The sequence below is a fragment of the Sorangium sp. So ce131 genome (assembly GCF_051519095.1).
Taxonomy (GTDB): domain Bacteria; phylum Myxococcota_A; class Polyangia; order Polyangiales; family Polyangiaceae; genus Sorangium.
On sequence record NZ_CP150455.1, the window covers coordinates 5,867,686 to 5,890,851 of the forward strand.

Annotated in this window: 13 protein-coding genes and 3 tRNA genes; 7 read left to right on the top strand and 9 right to left on the bottom strand. The window is 73.2% G+C overall.

Translation table 11 applies throughout. From position 1 onward, the window contains the following. The first annotated feature begins 58 nt into the window (after window positions 1-58). Window positions 59-1,537 (top strand): hypothetical protein, encoded by a 1,479-nt coding sequence (locus tag WMF43_RS21245; RefSeq protein ID WP_437684052.1) that lies wholly within the window; start codon window positions 59-61, stop codon window positions 1,535-1,537. Between the two features lie 19 nt (window positions 1,538-1,556). On the opposite strand, the gene WMF43_RS21250 is transcribed toward WMF43_RS21245, so the two are convergent. Next, a complete protein-coding gene (locus tag WMF43_RS21250; protein ID WP_437682792.1) occupies window positions 1,557-2,243 on the bottom strand; it encodes a PA14 domain-containing protein in 687 nt (228 codons plus the stop codon). A gap of 257 nt (window positions 2,244-2,500) precedes the next feature. Here WMF43_RS21250 and WMF43_RS21255 point away from each other — a divergent pair, with 257 nt between their 5' ends. Next, window positions 2,501-6,913, top strand: a complete 4,413-nt coding sequence (locus WMF43_RS21255) for a PAS domain S-box protein (RefSeq protein ID WP_437682794.1) — start codon at window positions 2,501-2,503, stop codon at window positions 6,911-6,913. 155 nt (window positions 6,914-7,068) lie between these two features. Here the strand turns inward: WMF43_RS21255 and WMF43_RS21260 are convergent. From WMF43_RS21260 to WMF43_RS21270, 3 genes are all read right to left on the bottom strand, one after another. Continuing rightward, window positions 7,069-7,145: transfer RNA gene (locus tag WMF43_RS21260), tRNA-Asp, on the bottom strand. Between the two features lie 207 nt (window positions 7,146-7,352). Then, a tRNA-Asp gene (locus WMF43_RS21265) sits at window positions 7,353-7,429 on the bottom strand. A gap of 48 nt (window positions 7,430-7,477) precedes the next feature. Next, window positions 7,478-7,549, bottom strand: a tRNA-Val gene (locus WMF43_RS21270). Window positions 7,550-7,834: 285 nt separating this feature from the next. Between WMF43_RS21270 and WMF43_RS21275 the strand changes: the two genes are divergently transcribed. From WMF43_RS21275 to WMF43_RS21285, 3 genes are all read left to right on the top strand, one after another. Then, window positions 7,835-8,815: an ATP-grasp domain-containing protein gene (locus WMF43_RS21275; RefSeq protein WP_437682796.1), complete on the top strand. Its 981-nt coding sequence runs from the start codon at window positions 7,835-7,837 to the stop codon at window positions 8,813-8,815. Beyond that, window positions 8,812-9,939, top strand: coding sequence for a carboxylate-amine ligase (locus WMF43_RS21280; protein WP_437682797.1), 1,128 nt, complete (start codon window positions 8,812-8,814; stop codon window positions 9,937-9,939). Before WMF43_RS21275 ends, WMF43_RS21280 begins: the two co-directional genes overlap by 4 nt. 182 nt (window positions 9,940-10,121) lie before the next feature. Then, the gene (locus WMF43_RS21285; RefSeq protein ID WP_437682799.1) at window positions 10,122-10,886 is read left to right on the top strand and encodes a hypothetical protein; all 765 of its coding nucleotides are present in this window, start codon (window positions 10,122-10,124) and stop codon (window positions 10,884-10,886) included. Window positions 10,887-11,007: 121 nt separating this feature from the next. Here WMF43_RS21285 and WMF43_RS21290 read toward each other — a convergent pair whose 3' ends face one another. Both WMF43_RS21290 and WMF43_RS21295 read right to left on the bottom strand, forming a co-directional pair. After that, a complete protein-coding gene (locus WMF43_RS21290) occupies window positions 11,008-12,459 on the bottom strand; it encodes a serine/threonine protein kinase (protein WP_437682801.1) in 1,452 nt (483 codons plus the stop codon). 171 nt (window positions 12,460-12,630) lie between these two features. Beyond that, window positions 12,631-13,755, bottom strand: a complete 1,125-nt coding sequence (locus WMF43_RS21295) for a hypothetical protein (protein WP_437682803.1) — start codon at window positions 13,753-13,755, stop codon at window positions 12,631-12,633. Between the two features lie 267 nt (window positions 13,756-14,022). On the opposite strand from WMF43_RS21295, the gene WMF43_RS21300 reads away from it, so the two are divergent. Together WMF43_RS21300 and WMF43_RS21305 are read left to right on the top strand one after the other, a co-directional pair. Next, a complete protein-coding gene (locus WMF43_RS21300; protein WP_437682804.1) occupies window positions 14,023-15,834 on the top strand; it encodes a hypothetical protein in 1,812 nt (603 codons plus the stop codon). A 121-nt stretch (window positions 15,835-15,955) separates the two neighbouring features. Further along, a complete protein-coding gene (locus WMF43_RS21305; RefSeq protein ID WP_437682806.1) occupies window positions 15,956-16,555 on the top strand; it encodes a GNAT family N-acetyltransferase in 600 nt (199 codons plus the stop codon). Window positions 16,556-17,317: 762 nt separating this feature from the next. On the opposite strand, the gene WMF43_RS21310 is transcribed toward WMF43_RS21305, so the two are convergent. The 3 genes from WMF43_RS21310 to WMF43_RS21320 form a co-directional block, all read right to left on the bottom strand. Beyond that, complete coding sequence (locus WMF43_RS21310) at window positions 17,318-18,595, bottom strand: outer membrane protein assembly factor BamB family protein (RefSeq protein ID WP_437682808.1); 1,278 nt, start codon at window positions 18,593-18,595, stop codon at window positions 17,318-17,320. Then, entirely contained in the window at window positions 18,582-19,775 is a 1,194-nt protein-coding gene (locus WMF43_RS21315) for a tetratricopeptide repeat protein (RefSeq protein ID WP_437682809.1), read from the bottom strand. Before WMF43_RS21315 ends, WMF43_RS21310 begins: the two co-directional genes overlap by 14 nt. A gap of 166 nt (window positions 19,776-19,941) precedes the next feature. Next, a complete protein-coding gene (locus WMF43_RS21320) occupies window positions 19,942-23,145 on the bottom strand; it encodes a sulfatase-like hydrolase/transferase (RefSeq protein WP_437682811.1) in 3,204 nt (1,067 codons plus the stop codon). Window positions 23,146-23,166 lie beyond the last annotated feature (21 nt).

Sequence of the window (23,166 nt, forward strand, 5' to 3'; positions counted from 1 at the left end):
TCGTACTCCGGGGGGAACGGCCATGAAGACGCGGACGAGGGCAAGCATCGTGAGCGCAATGTTTCTGGTCATCGGCTGCGCCGAGCTGGATCAGGAGCCGCCGCGCGAGAGCGTCGCTGTCGCGGAGAGCAGCGTGAACGGTTCGCCTTTCCGGTTCATCGAAGGCGGCTCCGTACCTTACGTGCTCGGCTTCTCGCCCGAGACCGGCCAGATCCTCGGCGGCTCCCACCAGCTCCTCATCCCGCGCCCGCTGGGCCGCGAGGCGATGGACGGCGCGAACCTGCCCTCGAGCCTGCACCCGGAGCTCAAGGGCGCCCTGCTCCAGCTGAACACGTCGATCCGGGGGGGCGAGGCGCAGACCGCCGCGTTCCCCTCGAACTGGTGGCCGCAGCGGCAGAACGGCATCGCCGACCGCTGGAACTCGGCCAACAAGAACTACTCGGATCGCACCTCTGACCCGGACAACCTCTCTCCGGCCGAGAAGTACGATATGCTCTTCCATCCGGGACAGCTGCAGTCGCTCTCGGGCATCACCTACTGGAGCGCGGGCAACCAGCCGTACGTGCAGCCCGCGGTCACCGTGGCCGGCCCGGCGACGCGCTGGGAGCTCCAGCACCACGGGCTCTACCAGGGCATCTACCCGGAGTACTGGTGGGGGCACTGCAACGGCTGGTCGGCCTACGTCGCCGCCGAGGGCGCCGGGCCGCGCCGCGACGTCCGGGTGAAGCGCTCCGGCAGCACCGTGACCGAGTGCGCCGCGGGGGAGGCCGGCTGCGTGCTCTTTCGCATGGCCGACATCGAGGCGCTCATGAGCGAGCTCTACTTCGGCGACTCCGTGACCTTCTCGGGGCGCCGCTGCGAGACGCGCGCGGACCGGACGATGCGCGACGTCTACGGCAGGCCCGTCGACCCCGCCTGCCGCGATCTCAACCCCGCCACGATGCACATCGCCATGACCGGGCTGCTCGGGACCGGCGCGACGCCGCTCAACCAGGCGTCGAGCCCGCGAAAGCGGCTCATGTTCATCGTCGATCACACCTGGGACTCGGAGGTGTGGAGCTTCCCCGTCAAGCAGTTCTCGATCGACGTCATCGAGGAGGTGGGCGTGCAGGAAGCCGCGCGGCTCCTGTGCAACGGCGCCTACCAAGGCGCCGATTGTTATAATTACCGGTTCAACCAGAACGCGCGGCGCTTCGTCCGCGTCGCCGCGCGCTTCTGGATGATCTCGGACGCGGTCACCGGCGAGACGCTCCTCCTCCCGCCCGAGCAGCGCAACGTCCCGCTCTCCGTCTCGGAGCTGCATTACGTGCTCGAGCTCGACGGGAACCTCAACATCCTCGGCGGCGAGTGGATCAAGAACCCGTCGCTCACGAACGGGGTCAACGGCAGGGAGCTCCACCCGGATTACCTCTGGATGCCGGTGAAGGCCCAGGGCGCGGGGGAGGACAGCGACGATCTCGGCGGCGCCGAGGACAACCCCTATATCTCCTATTCGACGGTGAAGGCGCTGCTCACGCTGTCGCAGCGCGGCGGCTGAGGGGCCCGCCCCGCCGCGCTCACAGCACGCGGGAGACGTCGAAGATCTGCCGCGTCCCCTGCGGGGGCGTCACGAAGAGCTGGAGCGCGATCTCGAAGCGCGGCCCCTGGAAGTAGCCGACCCGGATCCGGTGCTTCCCCGGCTGGAGCAGGATGGACCCCTGCGCGCTCCTCGGCTCGTGCCGGCCGTCGTTCTCGATCACCGGCCGGTCGTCGATGAACACCCGGGAGCCGTCGTCGGAGAGCACCTCGAACTGGTGCGGTCCGCTGCGCGACGTCACGAACTCTCCCTCATAGGCGATCTGGAACCACTCGTTGCGGCCGCCGGGCACGCCCGGGAAGCCGCTTTGCCAGGAGCGCGGCGAGATGTCCAGCCGCGTCGCGTAGAGCGCCGCGACCGGGCTCAGACCGGCCGTGTCGAGGAGGCTCGACGTGCCGGCCGGCACGAAGAACACGAGGCCGCGCAGCGCGTTCACCCCGGAGCTGTGAGGCCCGCCGAACTCCGTCGCTTGCTCGACCACGACGACCCCCGGCGGCGCGGCAGGCACCGTGTCGATCGCGACCACCGCGCCGCTCACGAGGACCTGCCCGCGCCGCGGGGTCACGGCGCAGCGCCCGACGAGCACCACGGAGAACACCGTGAGGCACACCGCCGCGACCTTGACGGCGACGGGCGCCCCTCTCCACCACACGACCAGTCGTTTCATCGGCGCTCCCTGACCGGCGGCCCGCTCTGGGCCGCTCGGCGCCTATGCCACGCGGGGAGCACGTGGCTTGTCAATGGAGAAGCGGCGCGGCCGCGCCGAGCGCGCCGGCTGGCCCCGCACCGGCGAGGGGCGCGGCCGAGGAGGGGATTCGCCGCGAAATGGTGGTCAGGGGTTTCCTTATGCCCCGGTCCTCCATGATTCTTGCGGGCGGCCGCTGGCTGTTGTCTCGGACGTGTACTAATCGTCGAAGCGCTTTTATGCGAAGCGACGGTGAGAGCCGCGATGCGGCGAGCGGCGCGTCGTCGACCCGGCGGGCGCATCCTGCCGGCGGGCTCGTCGTCGCGCTCGGCGCGTCGGCCGGCGCCTTCGAGGCGTTCAGGAGCTTCTTCGCGGCGATGCCGCCCGGCAGCGGGTCCTCGTTCGTGCTCGTGCACCTGGATCCGCAGCACGCGGGCGTGACGCCGGAGCTGCTCGGGCCCCACACGGCGATGCACGTCCAGGAGGTGGTGGACGGGCTGGCGATCGAGCCCGACCATGTCTACATCGTCCCGCCGGGCGCCGCGTCGACGATCCAGGACGGCGTGCTCCGGCTGAGCAAGCCCGCCGAGCCGCGCGGGCACCGCGCGGGGCTCGACGCGCTGCTCCGATCGCTCGCCGAGGACCAGAAGCAGCGGGCCGTGGCGGTGGTGCTCTCCGGCGCCGGGCACGACGGCGGGGTCGGGCTCAAGGCCGTCCGGGAGCACGGCGGGCTCACGATCGCGCAGCACCCCGCGACGGCCCACCACCCGGAGCTGCCGCAGCACGCGATCGCGACGGGGCTCGTCCACTATGTGCTCGCGATCCGCGACATGCCCGCCGCGCTGATCGAGCGAGCGCGGCGCCTCCGGGACGGGGACGGCGGGCCGCTCGCCGAGGAGGAGATCGCCGCGCGCCTGCCGGAGATCTGCGGCCTGCTCCTCGAGCGCACGGGGCACGACTTCCGCCAGTACAAACGCACCACACTGGTGCGCCGCGTGCAGCACCGGGCGCAGGCGCGGGCGACCTCCATCACCGACTACGTGGCGCTGCTCCGGCGGGAGGCGGACGAGCCCATGCAGCTCGTCCGCGATCTGCTCATCGGCGTGACGGAGTTCTTCCGCGACGCGGACACCTTCGAGGTCGTGCGCCAGGAGATCGTCCCGGCGATCTTCGCGGACCGCGGGGCGGACAGCCACGTCCGCGTCTGGGTGCCGGGCTGCGCCACCGGGGAAGAGGTCTACACGATCGCGATGCTCGTCATGGAGCAGATCGGGCACCTGTCCGAGCCGCCGCGCGTGCAGATCTTCGGCACCGACGTCGACGACCAGGCCATCGACGTCGCCCGGCAGGGGCGCTACCCCAGCGAGGCGACGCAGCACCTCTCGCCGGGGCGCCTCGCGCGCTTCTTCGTCGCGGAGGAGGGGGGGACCTCGTGCGTGGTCAGGGCGATCCGCGACCTCTGCGTCTTCTCGAGGCACGATCTCATCAAGGATCCGCCGTTCTCGCGGCTCGATCTGATCTCGTGCCGCAACGTGCTGATCTACCTCGAAGGCGAGCTCCAGCGGCGGGTGCTCGGGCTCTTCCACTACGCGCTCCTCGAGGGCGGCTACCTGCTCCTCGGCCCGTCGGAGAGCGTGTCGCAGCGGGGCGAGCTGTTCCGCGCGATCGACGGCAAGCGGCGGATCTTCCAGAAGAAGCGCGTCGTCGGGCACGCCCCGCCGCGGCTGATCGTCGGCGACGGGAACGGGACGGAGCGGCGCGCCGGCGGGGACGGGCGCCGGAGCACCTGGTCGTCCGAGCAGAGCATCGAGCGCACGATCGAGCGGCGCCTCCTCGAGCGTTACGGGCCGCCGTGCGTCGTCGTCAACGAGCAGGGCGACATCGTGTACCTGTCCGGCGAGACGGGGAAATACCTCGCGCCGTCGACCGGGGCGCTCGACGTCAACGTCTCGAACATGGTCCTGCGGGCGCTGCGCCCCGAGATGAGGTCGGCCGTGCACCGCGCGGTCCGGACGCGCGAGCAGGTGGTGCACGAGAACCTCGTGGTCGAGACCATCGCGGGGCCGCAGCGCATCAACCTCGTCGTGCGGCCCCTCGGCGATATCGACGACGACCTCGGCCTGTTCGTCGTCCTGTTCGACGAGCTCCGGCCGGCCGCGCGGGGCGAGGCGCCGCCGCTCGGGCCGCGGCGGGAGAACGCGAGCCTGCTCGACCAGCTCGAGCACGAGCTCAAGGCGACGCGGGAGCACCTCCAGACCACGATCGAGGAGCTCGAGACGTCCAACGAGGAGCTCAAGAGCTCGAACGAGGAGCTCCTCAGCATGAACGATGAGCTCCAGAGCCTGAACCAGGAGTTCGAGATCCTGAACAGCGAGCTCAAGGTGAAGCTCGCGGAGCTCGACGCCGCGAACAGCGATCTCCAGAACCTCCTGCTCAGCACGCAGATCCCGACGGTGTTCCTCGACGACGAGCTCAGGATCCGGCGGTTCACGCCGGCCGCGACGGAGGTGCTCCGGCTCATCGACAGCGACGTCGGCAGGCCGATCACCGACATCGCGGCGCGCTTCGACGCGTCGTCGCTCGTCTCGGACGCGCACGACGTGCTGCGGACGCTCGCCCCGAGGCAGCGGGAGGTGCAGCTCGACGACGGCCGGTGCTGCTACATGATGCGGGTCCTGCCGTACCGCACGCTGGCCAACGTCATCTCGGGCGTGGTGATCACGCTCGTGAACGTGACGAGCCTGAAGGAGGCCGAGGTGCAGCGCGGCAAGCTCGCCGCGATCGTCGAGTCGGCGGAGCAGGCGATCCTCGGCGCGACGGTCGACGGCGCGATCACGAGCTGGAACGCGGCCGCGGAGCGGATGTTCGGCTACAGCGAGGCGGAGGCGACCGGCCGCCCCATCTACCTCCTCGTCCCCCCCGAGCGCGCCGACGAGCTCCGCGGCGTGCTCGATCGCGTGACCGGCGGCGAGCGCCTCGACCCGCTGGAGACGATCGGGCTCGCGCGCGGCGGCCGCCGCCTCGACGTGTCGCTCACCGTCGCGCCGATCCGCGACGGCGCCGGCAGGATCGTCGGGGCGTCCACGATGGTGAGCGACATCACGCAGCGCAAGCGCGCGGAGGAGGCGCTCCGGACGAGCGAGGAGAATTTCCGCGCGATCTTCGAGAGCGCGGTGGTCGGCAAGGTCCAGTGCGAGCCCGCCTCGGGCCGGTTCTTGCGGGTGAACCGGAAGTTCGCCGACATGCTCGGCTACGGCGTGGCGGAGCTCCTCGGCAGGACGCTCCTCGAGGTCACGGCCCCGGAGGACGCGAGTGAGGTCGCGGCGCTTTACGAGCGGTTGCTCCGGGGCGAGCTCAAGGATTTCGCGATCGAGAAGCGGTACGTGACGAAGGACGGCGGGCGCCTGTGGGCGAGCACCACGGTGACGGCGAGGCGGGACGGGGAGGGCCGCGCCGCCTACACGATGGCGGTGGTGCAGGACATCACGCGCAGGAAGCAGGTGGAGGCGGACCTCATCGCGGCGCGCGAGGCGGCGGAGCACGCGAGCCGCACGAAGGATCAGTTCCTGGCCGTCCTGTCGCACGAGCTCAGGACGCCGCTCACCCCGGTGGTCACCGCCGCGTCGCGGCTGCTCCGCCGCGACGACCTGGCGGACGACGTCCGCCGCGGCGTCGCCATGATCCAGCGCAACGCCGAGCTCGAGGCGCGCCTCATCGACGATCTCTTGGATCTCACGCGGGTGGTCCGGGGCAAGCTCGAGCTCGTCACGCAGACGGTCGCGGCGCGCACGGTGCTCGAGCACGCGCTGGAGATCTGCGCGGACGAGGTCGACGCGAAGAGCATCCGGCTGACGCTCGACGTCGCCCCGGGCGAGCACTGGATCGCGGCCGACGTTGCGCGGCTCGAGCAGGTGGTGTGGAACCTCCTGAAGAACGCGGTGAAGTTCAGCCACCCCGGCTCGCGGATCGAGCTGCGCTGTTACGACGAGGGCGGGCGGGTGGTCATCGAGGTCCGGGACGAGGGGGTCGGCATCGAGCCCGAGCTCCTGCCCCGGATCTTCGACGCCTTCGAGCAGGGGAACGCGGCGACGGCGCGGCATTTCGGCGGGCTCGGCCTCGGCCTCGCGATCTCGCGGGCGATCGTGCAGCTCCACGGCGGCGCGATCACGGCCTCCAGCCCGGGGCGGGGCGCCGGGGCGACGTTCCGCGTCCTCTTGCCCGCCGCGGCGCCCCCGGTCGCCGCGGCGCCGGCGCAGGCGAGCGCCGCCCGGTCGGCCGCGCCGAAGCGCGCGCTGCGGATCCTGCTCGTGGAGGACCACGAGGACACGGCGGAGATGATGAGCGAGCTGCTCACGTTGACCGGCCACACGGTGCGCATCGCCCGGAGCGTCCGCGCCGCGCTCGACCTGGCGGGGGCGGAGGTGTTCGATCTGCTCGTGAGCGACCTCGGGCTGCCGGACGGCAGCGGCATGGACCTCATCGTGTCGCTCCGGTCCGCGGGCAATGAGGTCAAGGCGATCGCGCTGAGCGGCTACGGGATGGAGGAGGACCGCCGCAAGACGATGCGCGCCGGCTTCCTGGAGCACATGATCAAGCCGGTGAGCTTCCGCGACCTCGAGGCGGCGATCCAGCGGGTGATGGCGGCGCGGTAGCGCCACGCTCCGCCATCGCAGAACCTGCTCGCATCCCGAGCAGCGGAGCTGGAACGTTACCCAGCTAGTCCAAGCCCAGCTCGTCCGAACAGTCCAGAGAGGTCCTGGAGAAGACGTGTTGTGCTGGGTAGTCCGAAGAGGTGAGACCGACGTGTTGGCGGGGTGGACGGGACTCGAACCCGCGGCCTCCGGCGTGACAGGCCGGCGTTATAACCAACTTAACTACCACCCCAAACGACACTCATCGCGGCTGCACGTCTGCGGACGCGCAAATCGCTGGCCGACACCTCAGTCGGCCGCTATCGCGCGCAGCGCGCGCCGAGCTTGCTCCAGCTTGCCGCCCCATGAGCCAGACCGTCCCCGTCGGCCTGCATCGAGCCGATGCAAACCAACCGAGGGAGGCTCCAGTGAACAGCGACGTCAAGACACGAAAGCAAGCTGGCGGGGTGGACGGGACTCGAACCCGCGGCCTCCGGCGTGACAGGCCGGCGTTATAACCAACTTAACTACCACCCCAAACTGACATCAAACCAGTCGTAGTACCCAGGACCGCCAACCCAGAAGTGGGCGGGACAGGGGTCGAACCTGCGACCATCGGCTTGTAAGGCCGACGCTCTGCCGCTGAGCTACCCGCCCCGTCGGAGAGGTGCGCGACTCTACCCGCCGAGCAGCGTCCGTCAAGGATTATTTTGGCGGTGCCTCCGTCCCCGGCCGACAACGCCTGAGAATTGCCGCTCGGATCTGCGCGGCCGGGCACCGGGAGACTGACGACCGCGCCGGACGGACCGGCGAACACAGCCTTTACGCCGCCCCGCGCGCAGCGCATCGCTACACTTCTGCGGCAAAATTCCGGTAAATCCGCGGTACGCTCGCTTGAGCATTGGTGGTCGCGGGTGCGCGACGTGGAGGAGACAGCAGCGTATGGCGGACAAGATCGGCATCCTCGTCGGCTGGGAGCAGTCCTTCCCGCAGGCTTTTCTCGAGAGGTGCAACAAGGTCCCGGGCGTCCAGGCGGAGATCGCCACGATCGGCGGGACGCCGGAGCGCTTCGAGAGCCCGTACCGGGTGCTCATCGACCGGATCAGCCACGAGGTGAAGCACTACCGCTACCACCTCAAGGCCGCGGCGCTCGGCGGGGCGTTCGTGATCAACGACCCGTTCTGGTGGAGCGCGGACGACAAGTTCTTCGGCTACTCGCTCGCGTCGCAGATCGGCGTCGCGACGCCGCGCACCGTCATGCTGCCCCAGCGCGACTACATCCCGTCGATCTCCAAGGATCGCAGCCTCCGCAACCTCGAGTACCCGCTGCGGTGGGAGGCGATCGTCGACTACGTGCGCTTCCCGGCCATCCTCAAGCCCGCCGACGGCGGCGGCTGGAAGGACGTCTCCGTCGTGCGCAGCCCCGAGGAGCTGATCGCGGCCTACAACGCCTCGGGGCAGAACGTCATGACCCTGCAGGAGTTCATCGACTTCGACGACTACGTCCGCTGTCTCTGCGTCGGGCAGGAGCGCATCCTGCCGATCCAGTACGACCCCAAGAGGATCGGCCCCACCGGGCTCCGCGGCTGCTACGTGCAGCACGAGGGCGAGCGGTGGCTCCCGAAGGCGCTCCACGACCGCGTCATCGAGGACGCGATCAAGATCAACCGGGCGCTCGGCTACGACATGAACTCGGTCGAGTTCGCGATCAAGGACGGCGTGCCGTACGCGATCGACTTCACGAACCCGGCGCCCGACATGCACGTCGAGCACCTCGGGGCGCGCTACTTCAACATCGCCGTCGACTGGATGGTCGACTTCGCCGTCGCGTGCGCGCGCGGCGGCCGGCGGACGCGCGACGGCTACGCGTGGTCGAGGCTCCTCCGCCCGGTCGAGAAGGTGCGGCTCGGGGCGCCCACATGACCGCCGTGGAGGGGCTGCTCGACGGCCAGTTCACGCTGGGCATCGAGGAGGAGTTCCAGATCGTCGACGCCGAGACGCGCGAGCTCCGGTCGTACGTGAGCCAGCTGCTCGAGGGAGGGCAGGGGCACAAGCTCCTGCGCGAGCGCGTCCGCCCGGAGATGCACCAGTCGGTCGTCGAGACGGGCACGGGCATCTGCCGGGACATCCGCCAGGCGCGCGACGAGCTCGCCGAGCTGCGCAGCAGCCTGAGGGCGCTCGCGCGGCAGGGGGGGATGGCCATCGTCGCGGCCGGGACGCACCCGTTCAGCGACTGGAAGAAGCAGGAGATCACCGACGGCGAGCGCTACAAGGGCATCGTCGAGGACCTGCAGGACGTCGCCCGCGCGAACCTCATCTTCGGGCTGCACGTGCACGTGGGCGTGAGGGACCGCGAGGTGGGCATGGCCCTCGCGAACCAGGTCCGCTACTTCCTCCCGCACATCCTCGCGCTGTCGACGAGCTCGCCGTTCTGGCTCGGCCGCTCCTCGGGCCTGAAGAGCACGCGCAGCGAGATCTTCAAGCGCTTCCCCCGCACCGGCATCCCGGGGCGGTTCGAGTCCTACGGCCACTTCCAGCGCTTCGTCGAGCTGCTCGTGAAGACCGGCTGCATCGACAACGCGAAGAAGATCTGGTGGGACGTCCGCGCCCACCCGTTCTTCGACACGGTCGAGATCCGGATCTGCGACATGACCACGCGCCTCGACGACACGGTCGCGCTGGCGGCGCTCATCCAGGCGGTCATGGGCAAGCTCTACCTGCTCTACCGGCGCAACCTCGGGTTCCGCGAGTACCGGCAGGAGCTCATCGAGGAGAACAAGTGGCGCGCCGTCCGCTACGGCATCGACGGGCAGCTCATCGACTTCGGCAAGCAGGAGCAGGTCCCGCTGCGCCACCTCCTCGACGAGCTGCTCGAGTTCGTGCAGGAGACGGCGGAGATCTTCCGGTCGCAGGACGAGATCGAGCGGATCCGCGGGATCCTCAGGGAGGGGACGAGCGCGGACCGCCAGCTCGCGGTCTACGCCCGGACGCAGAGCTTCGAGGCCGTCGTCGACGACCTGATCGAGCAGTCGAACCTCGGCCTTTAGGGCGCCGAGCCGCCGCGCCTCGGCCCCGGGCGGGGCGGGGATCCCACCCCGAGCCGAGGCGCGGCGGCCGGCGCCCGCGCGCGCCCAGCACGCGAGAATTTCTGCTCCAGCGCCGGCTCTGCTACCGTGCGGCCGTGGGAATCGCTCCGCTTCTCCGCGCCTCCGCTCTTTCGGTGAGCTGCGTGTTCGCGCTGTCCGTCGCCGCGGGCGCCGCAGGCGCCGCGGGCTGCGCGTCGACCGAGTACGTCAACGAGGGGCCGGGGCAGCCGACGCCGCGGGCCTCGGGCTCGCTGCCGCCGGGCGCGCAGGGCGTCTGCAAGGAGCCGTTCACGAAGCGGCCGCCCATCGTGAGCGAGGAGCTCTGGGCGCACACGAGGCCGTGCACAGGGCGCACGCCGGCCTCGTTCATCCGGCTCGGCTACGCGAAGGACGGCTCGGCGGGCTCGGATCCGGAGGCGGAGCAGCTGGCGGAGCGGATCCTCGCGGCGCTCGCCGAGGGGACGAAGCCCGACGGCGGCAACAACCAGGTGATGAACGCGATCCGGGCCGTGCGGTCCTACGCCGCGCGGAAGGACGAGCTGCGCGCCCGCATCGCGCGGGACTCGGCCGCCGAGCAGGCCTGCGACGTGACCTACCTGCTGAACACGATGTCGGCCGCGCGGAGCAAGCTCGAGGGCGGCGACGCCTGCACCGCGGAGGTGTTCGACCCGGAGACGCGCGCCGACGCGTGCCTGTTCGACGCGAAGCGGCCCGAGGGGCTGTGGCTCTCGAGCGGCTGGTCCTGCATGACGTTCACCGGCGCGCTCGGGAACGAGGCGTCGTGCCACCAGCTCTGCGGCTACGACGACTACTGCGCGCGGCAGGTGTACTGCGCGACCGGCGACATCAACCTGCTGCTCTGCGCGCTCGGCGTCTGCCTGCCGGAGCCGTCCGCCGGCGTCCGCTGACGGCGCCTCCGGGCGGCGCGCGTGGGCGGCCGGGCGGCGCGCGTGGGCGGCCGGGCGGCGCGCCGCCCCCCCGCACGCGCGGCTGGGCGGCTGGGCCGACCGGCCGCGGCGAGGCGGACCGCTACTCCGCGAGCAGGGCGCTGAGCCGCTCGAACAGGGCGCGGAGCGCCTCGCGCGCGCTGCGCAGGAGCCCGCGCCCGTCGCGCAGGAGGTCGTGCACCTCGCCGGGCACGGGGAGGAGGCCGGCGCGGGCGGCGAGCGCCGCGCCCGAGATCAGCAGCACGAGCATGAGCACGGCGAGGAAGACGCGGCGGCGCCACCTCCGCCGCGGGCGCGGCGAGGGGGTCACGAGCGACGGCGGCGCCGACGCGACCGGCACCCCGAGGCCCGACGCGGGCAACGACCTGGCCGCGGATTTGGGGGGCGCGTCGTCGAGGGCGACCGGCAGGATGCCGGCGAAGGTGGCGGGCAGGGGGGTGCTCCCGGCGGGCGCGGCGGGCGCCTGCTTGCCGCGCCGGTCGCCCCGCTGCGCGCCCGCGGCGCCCGCCCCGGCCCCGACCGGAGGGCGGGCCGAGTGGCGGCTGTCCGCGACCTGGATCGCCGCGGCGAGCTTCTTCCGGCGCTCCTCCACGATGCTCCCGAGCGTGTCGCGGACGAACCGCCCGACGTCGCCGTCGGTCACGGGGGTGCCGAGCGAGATCGCGATCTGGTCGAGCGTGCGCTGGAACGACGCGCAATCGTTCCAGCGATCCGCCGGATCCTTGGCGAGCGCGCGCTCGATCGCGAGGGCGAGGTCGAAGGGGACGTCCGGCACGAGCTCGCGGAGGGGGACCGGGGCGTACCGGAGGATGTTCTCCATCGTCTTGGCGTCCGTCTTGCCGCGGAACGGGTGGTAGCCGCTGAGGGTCGTGTAGAGCAGGACGCCCAGGGAGAAGATGTCGGAGCGGCGATCGACCTTCCCCGAGGTGAGCTGCTCGGGCGAGAGGTACGGGATCTTGCCCTTGAGCTGGCCGGCGACGCGCGTCTCGTGCAGCCGGCCCGTGGCCTTGGCGACGCCGAAGTCGACGATCTTCACGATGCCGTCGAACGACACCATGACGTTCTGCGGGGAGATGTCGCGGTGCACGAGGTCGACGAGCTTCCCCTCGTCGTCGCGGAGCTCGTGCGCGGCGTGCAGGCCGGCGCAGATGCTCGAGGCGATGCGCAGGAGGATCGGCAGGGGGACGCCGCCGCTCGACTTCACCTGCTTGTTCAGCGTGGAGATCGTGTCGCCGTCGACCCACTCCATCACGATGTAGAGCAGGCCGTTCTCGTCGCCGAGCTCGACGATCTCGACCGCGTGCGGGTGCCGGATGCGCGACGCGAGGCGCGCCTCGTCGAGGAACATCGCCTCGAACGCCGGGTCGTCGCCGAACTCCGGCAGCATCGTCTTGACCGCGACGATCTTCTGGAAGCCGCGGGAGCCCACGAGGCGCGCCGCCCACACCGCCGCCATCCCGCCTCGGGCGACCGGCATCAGGATCTCGTAACGCCCCAGCGTGTCTCCAGGCTTGAGCTCCGACAGGATCTGCACGCGGTGGGGTCCTAACGAGAAGCGGGGTTGGAGGGGTGGGGCTCGAGCGCCGCCGTTGCGCTCGTGGAGGCACGTGGCCTCGACGTCTGCCGGAGCGACGCGGCGCCGCCGCGCTCGCAGTTCACGAAGGAGATCCCGCGGAGCCAGGGTGCCATGAAGCGGTCATCGTCCTCAAGTTCGCGGGCGCAGGCGGCGGACGGGGATGATCTCGTCGGCTTCAGGGCCGAAGTTCTCGAAGCGGATCCGGGCCTGGCCCTTGTCGATGGTCCTCACGACGTGGCCCGGAAAGTAGAGGCCATGGTACTCGACGAAGACGCGCTGGCTCGCGGCGAAGGGCGCGCCCTTCGGCAAGCTGGCGAAGCGGCTCAGCCGGTCCGCTGCGACCTCCTCGTCCGAGCCGTCGAGGGGGCCCTCGCTGCCCACGGCGCTGCTTTTGTAGCGGACGCGCCATTTCCCACCGGCGCCGGGCCCGGCCACGGTCGCGAGGTGGTAGACGCCGCGGTGCGCGACGAGCACCTCCTCGCCGGCCTGGAAGGAGCGAACCGAGCCGGCGGACGCGGCCGTTGCAGCGCCGGCCGAGGCCGGTGGGGCAGGGGAGGCCGGCGTCGCCGGGGCAGTCGGCGTGGGCTCCGCGGCGCGCGCGGCGGCCGACGCGCGCGGGCGCAGGCGGTCGTAGGTGACCTCCTGATCGTACTCGGGGCCGAAGCCCTCGAGCCTGACCAGCCAGCGATCCGAGGCGATCGGCGCGAGCACGACCGCGCGGAGCATGCTGCCCCCCGCGTCGATCTCGACCGGCTCGCCGGCTGGATACGGCGTCGGGCCTGCGAACGGGCGCCGGATGCGATCCAGCTTGACATCCTCGGCGATCTCCGGGGGGTAGCCCTCGTAGTGGATGCGCCACGCGTCGGGCCCGATCTGCTGGACGACGTCGGCGAGGAGCAGCCTGCCCTGCGCCGTGACGAGCACCTTCTCGCCAGCGCGGTAGTCGGCCGCGCCTGCCGCGGGCGCGACGCGGACGCGATCGAAGCCGACGGGCTCGTCCCACGCGGGGTCCGTTCCGTCGTAGTGGACGATCACCCGATCCGGGCCGAGCCCTCCCACCACGGTCGCGGGCAGCCACAACCCGCCCCGCTCGACGAGCAGCGGCGTGCCTGGCGCGAGCGCGGGCGGGGCCGCGAGCGGAGCCGGCTGCTCGGCCTGCCGCGCCCCGCACGCGGGGGCGCAGGCGGCGACGAGGAGAAGCAAGACGACCCCGCGAAGCGACGAGCGCGGGTGAACAGCGCGTGAGCGGCTCATCGAAGCGGATAGTACGCGAGCGCGGTCGGGCAGGGGGAAAGGAAGGGGAAAACGAGCGATGGTCAGGCGAGAAGATGCGGCGCGGAGGAGGCCGCCGGCGTCGAAGCGTGAGGAGGCCGCTGCCCCGAAGACCGAAGAATTCAGCGGAAGGCGTGGGGAAATTCCTCAGGACATGGGAATGCTGTTCTGCGGGAGGCGCGGGCGCGCGCTGGAGACGGCGGCGCGGGAGTCGTGATAGGAGGTGGAGCGACCTGCTCACGAGGCCTCATGGAAGAAGCCAGCTTGCGCCCGATCCCGCCGCCGCACGATGAAGACGATGAGGATGTGCACTGGGCGCTGTCGACCGCGACCGCCCTGTGGGGGCGCGGCGAACGCGAGGAAGCGCTGAGGTGGCTGCGCCGCGCCGCGGAGCAGGCCTCGGACGCCAACGCTGACCTGCGCGCCCTGGAGCTCTTCAAGGCCGCCGCGGAGGTCGCGCAGACGATCTCGGCGAGCGACGCGGCGCCGACGGCCGTCGAAGCCGGCGCCGGCGCGCCGCCGGCGCCTTCCAGCAGGCCGCCGAAATCGCCCGCGAGCGCGCCGCCCCAGCCGTCCAGCGCCCGGCCCGCCACGCCCGCCGCGACGAGCACGCCGCCGCCGAAGCCGAGCGCGCCGCCGCCGAAGCCGGGCGCGCCGCCGCCACCGCCGCCGCCGGGCGCGAAGCCGTCGCGGCCGCCGGGCGCAGGCGCGGACTCGGCCCGCGCAGAGCGCGGCGGCGCGACCCCGAGCACGCCGCCGCCCGTGAAGACGACCTCGGCGATCCGCTCGCCCGCGGGCGGCGCGACGCCGGGCGCGGCCGCTGCGGCGCCGGCGGCGCGTGACGCCGGCGCGCCCAAGCCCACGGCCTCGGCGATCCGCGCGTCAGCGCAGGCCGCGCCGGGGCAGGCCGCACCGGGGCGCGCTGCCGCGCCCGCCCCGGCGCCCGTGCCGGCCAAGCCAGCGCCGGTGCGCGGGGCGGCGTCCACGCCGCAACCGCCGGCGGTGCGCCCTGCCGGCGCTGCCCCCGCGCTCCCGGGCCGTGCCGCAGGCGGAGCGTCGCCGGCGGGCGACCCCCCGGCCGGTGCGGCGTCGCCGGCCGGCGCGCAATCCCGCGCTGCCCTGACCAAGGGGCGCACGATCATCGGGTTCGCGGGCGCGAGCCACGAGCGGGTGTCGTCGGCGACCGCGGTGACCCAGGAGGTGCCGGCGGTCAAGATCCCGGCGGCGAGCAAGCCCTCGGGCCAGGTGCCGGGGAAGGACGCGGCGCCGGAGCGCGCGAGCGCGGAGCCGCCGGCGAGCGATCCGGAGCCGCCCGCGGATCAACGCGAGACGGTGCCCACGAACATCTCCGTCACGCTCGCGCGGCGGCAGGCGCGCCCCCTCGGCGCCGCCTCGCAGGACGAGACCGAGCGGCGCGAGCGCTCCTGGCACGAGACCAGCGACGAGGAGGGCACCATGCGCCGCACGCTGTCGGAGCGAGAGCGGCGCATGCTCCTGGAGCACCGGACCGAGGATCCGGACGAAGCGACGCCGCTCCTCTCGCTGGAGGAGCAACGCGCCCAGGAGAGCGCGTCGGCCGCCGCAGCGCGGCCGGATGTGCCGATGGAGGCCGACCCGCGCGACGACGGCGCCAGCTGGACCGACGCCGAGCCGGCGGACGACGACGGCGCCTCGGCCGACGTCGAGGGCGAGCGCACGCTGGCGCGGGACGTGCCGGGGGCGAAGCCGGGCAAGGGGGCCGAGGGGGCGGCGTCCTGGTCGCGCGGTGAGGCCCAGGAGGGCCGCGGGAACTCCCCGTCGGAGCTGTCGTGGAGCGATCCACCTTACGAAGGGGCAGGGGCATGGCAGGCGCCTCCGCCGAGGTTGCCGGCGGCGCAGATCGAGCCGCTGCCGGCGCTGCGGATGGCGGTGATCGGCATCTCCAGCGCCGGGGAGCTCCGGCTGGTCCCGATGGACGGGAGGAACGCTCCGCCGAGGGGCGCGGCGCTCGGCATCCTCGTCCCGATGACCCCCGGCGACGGCGAGACGATCGCGCGGCTGCTCCAGCTGCGCAGCAGCTGAGCCTCGCGGGGGCGCTGGCCGGCCGTCGGCGCGGCGCCGCCTCCGGCCGGAGCAGCGGCGGCGCGGCCGCCTGGCCCGCAAAGAAGTAGGGCATCCCGCGCATCGGCGTTAGCCTCGGGGGATGCATGACGAACGGACAGCCCCGCAGCGCATCCGCGTGACCGGCCTCCAGGAAGCGCAGCTGCAAGCGCTCGTCGCGCTGGAGCAGGCCTGCACGGCGATGTACCACGAGGCTGGGTTCGAGGCGGCCGAGGTGCCGGCGCGGGCGCTCCCGGAGCTCATCGCGCTGACGCGGCGCCACGACGTGCGCGTCGCCGAGGCGGACGACGAGGTGGCCGGCTACCTGGCCTGGCGCGACGAGGCGCCCGGGGTCGCGTACCTCGAGGAGCTCTCGGTGCACCCGGACCATCAGCGGCGCGGCATCGCCACGCGGCTGCTCGAGGAGCTCCGCGAGCGCGCGCGGGAGCTCGGGATGCAGCAGATCGTGCTGCGCACGAGGGAGAAGGCGAGCTGGGCCCAGGATTTCTACCGGAGAGCCGGCTTCGTGCCGCTCGGCCCCGACGCGCCGGCGAAGGTCCGCGCGTGGCGCAGCGAACAGGAGGCCTCCGGGACGCCGCTGACCCGGCCGGGCGAGGTCGTCCTGTGGTCGGCCATCGCGCCGAAGCCGGCCGAGGAGCCGGATGACGACGGGGAAGCGGGCGACGACGACGGCGACGGCTGAGCTTGCCGGCTTAGGCTAGGCCGGCCCACTGGGGGGGGGCGCGCGACGACGCCGGTGTGGGTCCGGCGGGCTCCGGCGCGCCGGGGCCGTGCGGGGCGCCGCCGGGGGAGCCCGCCGTGAGCCGGGGTGCGCGCGGCGAGAGAGAAAGCCGCCAGGATGCCGGCGTTCGCTCGGGACCGGTGCGCGGCTGCGGCCGGGCATGCGCACGGCAGGCCCGCCGTGCCGCCGGGCGGCGTTAGTTGACATAATGTTTCTTATGCGATCCAGAACCGGTCCTGGGGCAGGGGGGCCTGCCCCGGGTTTCCGGAAGAATTTCGGGGGCCTGCGATGCGTTTCGGGCTCCGCGGGAGGTCGCGCGCAGACCTGCGCGCAGAGCCGACGGAGGTTGCGCAGAACCGACCCGGGTTGCCGACCGAGGTTGCGCAGAGCCGACCGAGGTTGCGCAGAACCGCCGACCCGAACCGCAGACCCGACCCGGGTTGCTGAGAGCCGACCGAGGTTGCGCAGACCCGACCCGGGTTGCTGAGAGCCGACCGGGGTTCGCCGGCGTGTGCGTCCTACTACCCCAGCACACGCACCCCGCCCTACAGATCCGTACAGGTCCGACCCAGGTTGGCCGTGCCCTCTCGCGCGCACCACAAACCCCGACCGAGGTTGGCCGAGGCGCGTCGCGCCGGCCTACAAAAGCGCACACCCCCGACCCGGTTCGCCCCGGCCGGCGCACGCCCATCTGATCGGCTGTTCAGGTACCCAGAGGCGGGCTCAGCCCTTCGGGAGCGGCGGCGTCTCGACGTCGAGGCTGAGCAGCGCCCCGCCGTTGGTCAGGACGAACGCGCGCCGCCCGTAGGCCGCCGGCGTCATCGCGATCCCACCGCCGGTCTCGATGCCGTCGATCACCGCCCCGTCCAGCGGCGAGAACAGGAAGATCCCGTACCGCGTGGTCGTCACGAGCAGCGCCCCGGCGAACGGGACCGGGGCCGAGATGCCGCCGTCGGGCAGCTCCCGGCGCCAGATCGTGCGGCCGTCCTCGGGATCCAGGGCCCACAGGCCGGTGCTGCTGGAGGACGCGAGCAGCACCTTCCGCTCGGGCACGATCGGGCCGCCGCCGCTCCGCGGCTGGTGCGCCGGCTGGTGCCAGAACACGAGCTCGGTCACGCCGACCGCCGCCTCGTTGACCCAGGCCCGGGTCCCGTTCTCGGCGTCCAGCGCGAAGACCCCGCCGGCGTAGCCCGCCACGAAGACCACGTCGCCCGAGGCGATCCGGCCGAACACCGGCGTGGTGTCCGTGTCGAGGTACTTCGGCGCCTGGCCCCCGGCGCTCTGCTCGGCCTCGGCGGCCAGGTCGACGAGACCCCACTGCTCCGAGCCATTCTTGAGGTCGTACGCCATCACGACCCCGTCCGAGAACGCGGTGTAGACCTTGTCCCGCCCGAGCGCCGGGCCGGCGTACCCGGAGATCTCCATCCCGAACGCCGGCGTCCGGTGCTGGTACCAGCGCATCGCCCCCGTCGCCGCGTCGAGCGCGATCAGCGTGTCGTTCGCGTTCGTCACGTAGAGCACGCCGTCGCGCAGCACCGGCCGCCGCGTGACCTCGGAGTTCGTCATGAAGCGGTAGATCAGCGCGCCGTCCGACGCGCGCACCTTGTAGAGCGCCCCGTCGTTCGAGCCGAAGTAGACCGAATCCGTGGCGGCGTCGTAGAACGGCTCGCTCTGCACCGGGCCGGCCGTCTCGAAGCGCCAGATGACGTCGCTCGTGTCGGCGCGCACCGCGTACAAGCCGTGATCGCTCGATCCGACGAAGAGACGCCGGTGCGCCGCGTCGATCTCGGGGCGGCCGCGCTCGTAGGCCTCGCCGACCTTGCGCGTCTCGGCGGTCAGGGCGCTGCGCGTCGTCACGCCGAGCGCGCCACCCGGGTGGTGCAGCCAGAGCGGCGCGTCGGGCGCCGCCGAGACGCCCAGGTTGCCGCAGCCCGTGAGCGGCGCGAGGCCGAGCCAGAGCAGCGCGACCCCGGCGCCCGCCGAGCGGCTAGTGCTGCTCATCGCCCGCCTTCTTCTCCGCGTTCTTCCGCGCCCGCTCGATGAGCTGCTGGATCTCCTCCGGCGTCATCGACTGGCCCTTCGGGCCGCCGAACGCGGCGCGAGGCGGCGCCGCGGAGGGATCGATCTTGCGCAGCATCTCCTCGACGACCGCCTCGAGGAACTGGAGCGAGGGGCCCTCGGTCGACGGCGCCTGGAGCTTCTCGTGCGCGCTCTTGAGCAGCTCCTTCGCCTTCTCGGTGTCGCCCTTGGCGAGGTGGATCCGCGCCTGGTGGTACAGCGCGAGCTCCTTGTAGCCCTTCATGTCGATGCCCTCGAGCTGCTTGAACGACTCGAGCGCGCCGTCGAGATCACCCTTGCCCTCCCGGGCGAAGCCGATCCCCTCGATCGCCCGCCCCTTCACGTCGGGATCGGCCCCGGCGAGCGGCGACGACACCACGGCGCCGTACGCGTCCAGCGCGTGCTGGTAGTCCTTCTTGTCGAGCAGCACCCCGGCCTGCCCGAGCTTCGCGAGGAGCGCCGCCCCAGTGCCGGGGTGCTCGTCGATGACCTTGTTGTACGCGGCGAGCGCGGTGTCCGACCGCTCTTCCGCGGTCTTGAAGGTCCTCGTGGCGTCGAGCTCCTTCTCCTCGTCGGTGCGCGTGTCCTCGGCGAGCACCCTGCCCCGGTCCGCGGCCACGGCCGAGACGAGCGCCGACGACGACACCGCGTCCTTCTTCTCGGACCGCGACAGGTAGAAGAGCACGCCGCCGGTCGCGACGACCGCCGCCAGGAAGCCCCACTGGAGGACGTGGAAGTTGCCCTTGATCCACCGGCTGGCGCCGCTCGTCATGCGGCTGAGCGCGTCCTCGACCATCTCGCCCGGCAGGAGCTGGACCGGGCGGCGCCCCGCGGCCTGCTCCCTGCGGCGCGCGAGCAGCTCCTTCGCGCGGGCGTTCTTGTCCTTGGGCAGCTCCTCGCCCGTCGGCTTCTTCTTGCGGCGGCGCGCGGCGACCTCCTCGCGGCGGCGGGCCGCGCGGTTCGGCTGCGCCTCGGCCGCCTCGCCGGCCGCCTCCGGCGCGGCCGGCTCGTCGGCGTCGTCGACGCCGAGCGCGGCGGCGACGCGCTGCGCGGCCTCGTCGCCCTCGTCGCCCTCGCGCTCGTCGTCATCGCCCTTCGGCGGCGCGCCCTCCGCGCCCTTCACCGAAGCGCTGCGAGGCGGGCGCGACGGGGCCACCTCCGCGGCCCCAGCCTCGTCGCCATCGCTCCGCGTGGCAGCGTCGTCACCCTCACTCCGCGCGGATTTCTCCTCGGCCTGCTCTCGGTCCTTGTCCGACACGCGGCGGACTCTAGCCGCGCTGCCTGCGGCGTCAATCTGGCCGATGGGCGGCCGGCGCGCCGTCCCCCGGGCGCGGGCGCGCGCCGGGGCCGCCGGCGTCCCCGGGCGACCAGGGCGCAGGCGGCGGGGGCGGGATCTCGTCGCTCAGCGGGACGACCGCGCACGCCTGCACCTCGACGTTCTGGGTCGCGTAGACCACGAAATTGCCGAAGCTGCCGGGGACCGCGCCCGCCGCCGGCGGCAGCGTCGCGAACGCCTCGGTCGGCTCGCTCCCGGGCGGAACGGCGAGCGTGACCGCGCGCTCGGGATCGAGCTCGGGCGCGCTCGCCGGGACGATCGAGTCGCCGTCCCGCTTCGGCGGGCGCGACCCCCGCACCGGCGCGCCGACGCGGACCTCGCCGGGGCGACCGTCGTCGGTCCGCGCGCGGCAGAGGACACGCACGCCCTTGCCGTTGCCCGCCTTCGGGATCACCACGCCGAGGGCGACCCCGCTCTTCGCGAAGCGGCGCAGGCGGCCGAGATCGCGCTCGCGCGGCCCGCCGAGCAGGTCGAGGATGTCGGCCCGCAGCGCGAGCCCGAGCCCGCCGGGGAGCGGATCGGGCGTGCCGAGCATGCGCAAGAGCGGCGCCCGGAGCTCCGGGCCGGCGCCGAGCTTCACCAGCGCCTCCGCGATCGCGACGCGCGCGGTCTGGTAAGGCTCCTGGCTCAGCCGCTCGGCGAGCGCGGGCCGCGCGGCGTCCTCGCCGATCGCCGCGAGCGCGGCGGCGGCGTACGGGCGGAGGCGGACGTCGCCGAGCGCCGCGATGAGCGGCGGCAGCGCGGCCTTCACGCGGATCTTCGCGAGCGCGTCGATGATCTCCCGCGCCCGCTCGAACGGCGTCACCTCGGCGCCGTCGTCCTGCTCCGCGCCGCGCACCACCTGGCGCAGCCACGCGACGAGCACGTCGTCGCCGCGGCGGTCGCCCGACTCGGCCAGCGCGAGCGCCGCGAGGCGCCGCCACTTGCGGTCGCGATCCACCACGAGGTCGCGGGTGAGCGGCGCGCCCTCGCCGAGGCGCGTGAGCGAGAGCGCCGCCCAGCGCCGGACCTCGTCGTCCTCGTCGCGCACGAGCGCGAGCCGCAGCGACGGGGCCGCCTCGGAGCGGCGCAGGTCGAACAGCACCTCGCCCGCCTTGCGGCGGATCGCGACGTCCGCGTCGTCGAGCAGCGCCGCGACCTCCACCACCGCGTCGGCGTCGCCGGCGATGCCGCGGCGGAGCGCGTCGGGCCAGCCCTTGCCCTCCTGGCGGAGCCCCCGGACCTCGTAGCGGCCGTGCGAGGCCTCGACCGCGCGCAGCTCGGACCGCATCGCCCCGAGCTCGGCGGGGCGCAGCGCCGAGACGTCCTGCGTCTGGCGCGGGTCGGTCGCGACGTCGTAGAGCGCGCACGCGCCGATCTTGCGCGCGCACACGAGCCGCAGCGTGCCCTTCGCGAGCAGGGTCTGCGTGTCCGTCTCCGCGAACGCGAAGCCCGGGAGCGCCGGCGGCGCGCCCGGCGGCGCCTTGCCCTGCTCCGCCGCCGCGTCGCCGGCCGCGAGCAGCGGGCCGAGATCGGCGCCGCGCACGCGCGCCGGCCGCGGGATGCCGAGCCCCGCCAGCACGGTCGGCAGGACGTCGACGAGCTGCACCGGCGCCTGCACGCGGCGCGGCGAGATCACGCCCGGCGCGCTCACGATCAGCGGGACGCGCGCCTGCTCCTCGTAGACCGTGGTCCCGTGGTACCGCCCGCCGTGCTCGCCGAACTCCTCGCCGTGGTCGGCCGTGACGATCACGACCGCGTTCGGCCGCCCCTTGCGGATCTCGTCGACGATCGCGCCCACGCCGGCGTCCGCCGCGGCGATCTCGGCGTCGTAGCGGTCGATGTCGCGGTCGCCGAGCGGGTGCTCCGGGTGCGCCTCGTACGGCTCGTGCGGCTCGAAGAGGTGCACCCACAGGAACGCGCGCTGCTCCGGCGCGAGCCCGGCCATGTAGGACCGCACCTGCTCGACCCGGAGCGGCGCGTTCGCGAACTCGATCTTCTGGTACTCGAAGTCGAGCGCGCGGTCGCGAAGCGCGCCGAAGCGCTCGCCGTCGATGAAGAACACGGCGGGCGGGTAGAAGCCCGCCGTCTTGTAGCCGTAGCGGCGGAGGTGCTGCGCGAACGTCTCGGAGTCCTCCCCGAGCCCCTGCAGCACGAGCGGGCGGAGGTACTTGCCCGTCATGAGCGAGGACACCGCGTACGACGTGTGCGGCGTCGGCGTGTACGCCGCCTCGAAGAGCGCGCCCTCGGCCGCGAGGCGATCGAGGTTCGGGGTGATCTTCCGGCCGTAGCCGTACGCGCCCACGTGGTCGGCGCGCAGGGCGTCGACGCTGATCAGCACGATGTCGCGCCCCCGGAGGTCGATCGCGTGCCCGCTCGCGCGCTCGTCGAGGGGCGCCTCGTCGAGCGGCGCCGGCGGCGAGAGCACGGCCGCGAGCTCGACGACGTGGCCGAGCAGCGGGCCGTGCGACGCATAGATGAGCCGGATGTTGTCCGCCTGGGCGAGCCGTTCGGCGGCGCGGGGCGCGAGCGCGGCGCCGAACGCGAAGAGCACGAGGGCGAGCGCCGCGCGCACCAGCCTGGGCGAGCGCCGCGCGAGCCAGTCGCCCTCGCCGCTCGCCCGCGCGGGCAGGGCCGGCGTCGCGAAGGTCGCCGCGGCGAGCGTGAGCGCGGCGAGGCCGAGGTGGAAGGCGGGGTAGAGCCGCGGCAGCACCCGCGCGTTCGCGATCTCGATCAGGACGACCGCGGCGAGCGCGGCGAGCACGAGCCACTTGCCGTGGCCCGCGGCGCGCGCGCGCTTCAGGGTGCGCGCGACGCGCGGCGCGAGCGCGTAGGTCGCGCCGGCGGCGAGGAGCGCCACCGCCGCGATGAAGGGCGCCCGCCGGCCCCCCTCGAGCATGCGCCCGGTCGAGACCCCGAACGCGACGGCGGCGCCGAACGCCGCCGCGAGCAGCGTCGCGGCGGCGCGGAACGCCCTGCGCTCGGCGCGCATCGCGATCTCCAGCACCGCGCCGAGCACGGCGGCGCACGGGGCCGCGGCCGAGAGCGCGAGCGGCAGGAGATCGCGCAGGGCGCGGCTGAACTCGAAGCTCCCGACGAACTCCCGCCACCGCAGGACGCCCACGGCCACGAGCTCCGCGACCGCGAGCGCGGCGAGCGCGAGGTAGGCGTCCGCCATGCGCCACCCGATCTCGGTCTC